The organism is Acidovorax sp. HMWF018 (assembly GCF_003061035.1).
Classification (GTDB): Bacteria; Pseudomonadota; Gammaproteobacteria; order Burkholderiales; family Burkholderiaceae_C; genus Acidovorax; species Acidovorax delafieldii.
In genome coordinates this window covers 729-5,506 of sequence record NZ_QAIM01000566.1, presented here as the reverse complement: position 1 = coordinate 5,506, position 4,778 = coordinate 729, and the positions used below count along the sequence as shown (strand labels likewise).

Annotated in this window: 5 protein-coding genes and 1 pseudogene; 2 read left to right on the top strand and 4 right to left on the bottom strand. The window is 62.2% G+C overall.

What is annotated here, in order from left to right:
- Positions 1-1,745: PhoH family protein (locus DBR23_RS24240; RefSeq protein WP_108499825.1), on the top strand; the 1,745-nt coding region annotated here is incomplete at its 5' end.
- Between the two features lies 1 nt (position 1,746).
- The gene (locus tag DBR23_RS24235) at positions 1,747-2,133 is read left to right on the top strand and encodes a hypothetical protein (RefSeq protein ID WP_108499824.1); all 387 of its coding nucleotides are present in this window, start codon (positions 1,747-1,749) and stop codon (positions 2,131-2,133) included.
- Between the two features lie 129 nt (positions 2,134-2,262).
- Here the strand turns inward: DBR23_RS24235 and dnaB are convergent, their stop codons facing one another.
- From dnaB to DBR23_RS31640, 4 genes and pseudogenes are all read right to left on the bottom strand, one after another.
- Entirely contained in the window at positions 2,263-3,675 is a 1,413-nt protein-coding gene (gene dnaB, locus DBR23_RS24230) for a replicative DNA helicase (RefSeq protein ID WP_056061481.1), read from the bottom strand.
- Between the two features lie 167 nt (positions 3,676-3,842).
- Positions 3,843-4,295, bottom strand: a complete 453-nt coding sequence (gene rplI, locus DBR23_RS24225; RefSeq protein WP_015013247.1) for a 50S ribosomal protein L9 — start codon at positions 4,293-4,295, stop codon at positions 3,843-3,845.
- Between the two features lie 12 nt (positions 4,296-4,307).
- A complete protein-coding gene (rpsR, locus tag DBR23_RS24220; RefSeq protein ID WP_005795932.1) occupies positions 4,308-4,589 on the bottom strand; it encodes a 30S ribosomal protein S18 in 282 nt (93 codons plus the stop codon).
- Positions 4,590-4,606: 17 nt separating this feature from the next.
- Positions 4,607-4,778: pseudogene (locus DBR23_RS31640) on the bottom strand (primosomal replication protein N); the annotation flags it as partial.

Below are 4,778 nucleotides of genomic sequence, written 5' to 3'. Positions count from 1 at the left end.
CCCCCAGCCGGCGCGCTGCACTCCTCGCGCCAGAAGCCTTTGAAGTCACGGCCCGCCCCCGCGTAGCCACCACCTCGGCCAATGAAGCCGTTGCCATGCCTCAGCGCACCGCTACAGCCCCAGCCCGCGCGGGACGCAAGGCAGACAGTGTGGCCTCGTCGCTGGCAGCGCCTGACACCGCTCCACTCCTACAAATCGAGACCCGAACCCGGACAGCCGCCCCCTCTGCCGCTCCCGTGGCTCGCAGCACTGGCACGCGCAAGGCGCGCGGTACCGCCACTCCTCCTGCCATCACCGCCAGCCCCGCGCCAGCCACCGCAACCACCACACGCAGCCGCAAGTCTGCATCGCACGGCCCGACCAAGCTCTTCGTGCTGGACACCAATGTGCTCCTGCATGATCCGACCAGCCTGTTCCGCTTTGAAGAGCACGACATCTTCCTGCCGATGATCGTGCTGGAAGAATTGGACGGCCACAAGAAGGGCATGACCGAAGTCGCGCGCAACGGCCGCCAAGCCAGCCGCACTCTGGATGCGCTGGCGGCCGCCCAGGGCGCCGACATGGCTAAGGGCCTCAAGCTCGACTCCACCGGCCAGCGCGCCGCGGGCGGCCACCTGTTCTTCCAGACCGTACCGCTGGATTACAGCCTGCCCACCAGCCTGCCCCCCGGCAAGGCCGACAACCAGATCCTGGGCGTGGTCGAAGCCCTGCGCAAGCTGCACGCCCCGCGCGAGGTGGTACTGGTATCCAAGGACATCAACATGCGCGTCAAGGCGCGCGCCCTGGGCCTGAACGCCGAGGACTACCAGAACGACAAGACGCTGGAAGATGGCGACCTGCTGTACGCCGGCGTGCTGGCCCTGCCCCCAGACTTCTGGGCCAAGAGCGGCAAGAACGTGGAAAGCTGGCAGAGCGGCGCCCACACCTACTACCGCATCGGCGGGCCCATCGTGCCGCAGCTGATGATCAACCAGTTTGTGTACTTCGAGGCCCCCGGCGAGCCCAGCCTGTTTGCGCGCGTGAGCGAGATCCGTGAAAAGACTGCGGTGCTGCAGACGCTCAAGGACTATGGCTCCACCAAGAATGCTGTGTGGGGCGTGACCACGCGCAACCGCGAGCAGAACTACGCCATGAATCTGCTCATGGACCCCGAGATCGACTTCGTGACCCTGACCGGCACTGCAGGCACCGGCAAGACCCTGCTGGCCCTAGCCGCGGGCCTCACTCAGGTGTTGGACGACCGCCGCTACACCGAGATCATCATGACCCGCGCCACCGTGAGCGTGGGAGAAGACATCGGCTTCCTGCCCGGCACCGAAGAAGAGAAGATGGGCCCCTGGATGGGCGCACTGGATGACAACCTGGAGTTTTTGGCCAAGGGCGATGGCGGCAACGCAGGCGAGTGGGGCCGCGCGGCCACCAATGAGCTGATCCGCAGCCGCATCAAGATCAAGAGCATGAACTTCATGCGCGGGCGCACCTTCCTGAACAAGTACGTGATCATCGACGAAGCGCAGAACCTGACGCCCAAGCAGATGAAGACACTGATCACCCGCGCAGGCCCCGGCACCAAGATCATCTGCATGGGCAACCTGGCGCAGATCGATACACCGTACCTGACCGAAGGCTCCTCCGGCCTGACGTATGCGGTGGACCGCTTCAAGGGCTGGCCACACAGCGGGCACATCACCCTGGCGCGGGGCGAACGCTCACGCCTGGCGGACTTCGCCAGCGAGGTGCTCTGAGTTGGCGGCAAGCTGGGTTGCAGCACTGAAGCTGGTGCCCTGGGGCGACGTCATCGAGGCGACGCCCCAAATCCTGCAGGCGGCCAAGAAGCTGCTGGGCACCACCCAAAAAGGGAATGCCGAAGCGGCGACGGGTGCACTCGATGGTGCCGCTGGCGAGACCGCCATTCCGGCGGCCTTGCAGCTTCAGCATCTGCGTGACCGCGTGGCGCAATTGGAGCGGGAGCAGCAGGAGTCCGCCATGCTGATCCAGTCCCTGGCCGAACAGCATGCCCAGGTGGTGCAGGCGGTGGAAGTGCTGCGCCGACGCCAGCAATGGTTCACCGTGGCGGTGAGCATGCTGGCAGTGGCATGCGCAGGTTTGCTGGTGTGGGTACTAACTCAATAGTGCAATAGCGATACCGCGCATGCCGGGAGCCTGGAACCACGGGCACTGTACGGCATGGCGCCAGAACTTGTTTGCTATAAATTCAATAGATGCTAGCGCATATAAAACCGGCACTAGCAGCTATTTTCATTAGAAATCGTCGCCGGAACCCATCGCCAGGTTCTCAAAGCGCGTCTGGTTCTTCTGGAAGAACAGCTTCACGGTTCCGGTGGGGCCGTTCCGCTGTTTGCCGATGATGACCTCGGCCACGTTGGGCTCTTTGGAGTCCTTGTTGTAGTAGTCGTCGCGGTAGATGAACATGATGATGTCCGCGTCCTGCTCGATGGCGCCCGATTCGCGCAGGTCGGACATCATGGGGCGCTTGTCGGTACGCTGCTCCACCGAGCGGTTGAGCTGAGACAGCGCGATCACCGGGCATTGCAGCTCCTTGGCCAGCATCTTGAGACCCCGGGAAATTTCGCCCAGCTCCGTCGCCCGGTTGTCCGAGCCCGACGAACCCGAGCCGCTCATGAGCTGCAAGTAGTCCACCACGATCAGGCCCAGCTTGCCGCACTGGCGCGCCAGACGGCGCGCGTTGGCACGCAGCTCGCTGGGCGTGAGGCCCGGGGTTTCGTCAATGTGCAGCGACACCGTGCGCAGCTTTTCGATGGCTTCGGTCAGGCGTGGCCATTCATCGTCGGTGAGCTTGCCGGTGCGCAGGTTGCCCTGGTTCACCCGGCCGATCGAGCCCACGATACGCACCGCCAATTGAGCGGCCCCCATTTCCATCGAGAAGATGGCGACAGGCAAGCCCTCGTTGAGCGCCACGTGCTCAGCAATGTTCACCGCGAACGAGGTTTTGCCCATGGACGGGCGGGCTGCCAGCACCACCATGTCGCCCGCCTGCAAGCCGCTGGTCATGCGGTCCAGGTCGGCAAAGCCGGTGGGGACGCCCGTGACGTCCACAGGGTTGTCCGCCATCTCCTGCACGCGGTCGAGCAGGTCAATCACCAGCGTGTCGAGCGACTGGAAGCCCTGCTTGGTGCGCGAACCCTCTTCGCCAATGGCAAATATCTTGGCCTCGGCTTCGTCCAGGATGCGTTCCACCGTTTTACCCTGGGGGTTGAACGCGTTGGTCGAAATTTCGTCGCTGGCAGTGACCAGCTTGCGCAGGATGGCGCGTTCACGGACGATTTCGGCATAGCGCCGAATATTGCTGGCACTGGGTACGTATTGCGCCAGATTGTTCAGATAGGCCAGCCCGCCCATCTCCTGCGCCTTGCCCTGGTTCTGGAGGTGCTCGAACACCGTGATCACGTCGGCTGGCTTGCTGGCATTGATCAGCGCGCCAATGGCTGTGTAGATCATTTGGTGCTCGTGGCGATAGAAATGGCTTTCTACCAGCAGGTCGCCCACGCGGTCCCAGGCATTGTTGTCCAACAGCAGACCACCCAGCACACTGGACTCCGCCTCGATGGAGTGCGGTGGCACACGCAACTGGGCAATTTCACGGTCCGGCACGGGCGTGAATCCATCATCAAGGGGTGGGAAAACGGCAGACATGGAATCCTTGGAGCTAACCCGGCATGCTATCGCCCACGCGGCGTGTCGTCATGGCACAAGTCTGTGGATAAGGCGGGGGTAACCCGTGGGCAACCGTGTACAAACTACGGTCACACAAAGACAAAAGCCGCCCAAGGGCGGCTTTTTTGAGAGGTCCTGACGGACGATCAGGCGGTTTCGCCGTAGACCGACACGTTGACTTCCACGACCACATCGGTGTGCAGAGCCACGCTCACAGCGCTGTCGCTCACGACCTTGATCGGGCCGTTGGGCAGGCGGATTTGCGACTTGGCAACCTTGTAGCCTTGCTTGTTCAGCTCTTCGGCGATGTCATGGTTGGTCACGGAACCAAACAGACGGCCATCCACGCCAGCCTTTTGTGTCAGCTTGACGGTGGTGCCAGCCAGCTTTTCACCTTGGGCTTGGGCTTCTGCCAGCTTGGCAGCAGCGGCCTTTTCGAGTTCAGCGCGCTTGGCTTCGAACTCTGCCTTGGCGGCTTCCGTGGCGCGACGTGCGCGACCAGCGGGAATCAGAAAGTTGCGGGCGTAGCCGTCTTTGACCTTGACGATTTCACCGAGGTTGCCGAGGTTCACAACCTTGTCGAGCAGGATGATTTGCATGGGTTGTGCTCCTTAGATCTTGTGCTGGTCGCTGTAAGGCACCAGGGCCAGGAAGCGTGCGCGCTTGATGGCAGTGTTCAGCTGACGCTGGAAGATGGCGCGCGTGCCGGTCAGGCGTGCGGGGATGATCTTGCCGTTTTCGGCGATGAAATCGCGCAGCGTATCGACATCCTTGTAGTCGATTTCTTCAACACCGGTCACCGTGAAGCGGCAAAAGCGCTTGCGCTTGAACAGCAGGGACTGGGTGTTGCGCTTTGGGCGCTTGTCTTTGTTGAACTTCTTGAACGTGGCCATTGCGGACCCCTTGAAAATTAATTTTGTTGAATATCCTGGATGTGCAGCACTGCAGTCTTGCCATTGCGCGGTGTGGCCAGAAATCCATGGAAAGTCCAGAGACTTCCGATGTTTTGCCTTGCCAGTCGCTCAGCCATCGCTCCAAAGGCGGTGGCTTTTATGGCGGCCTTGACTTCGCGGGGGTGGCCT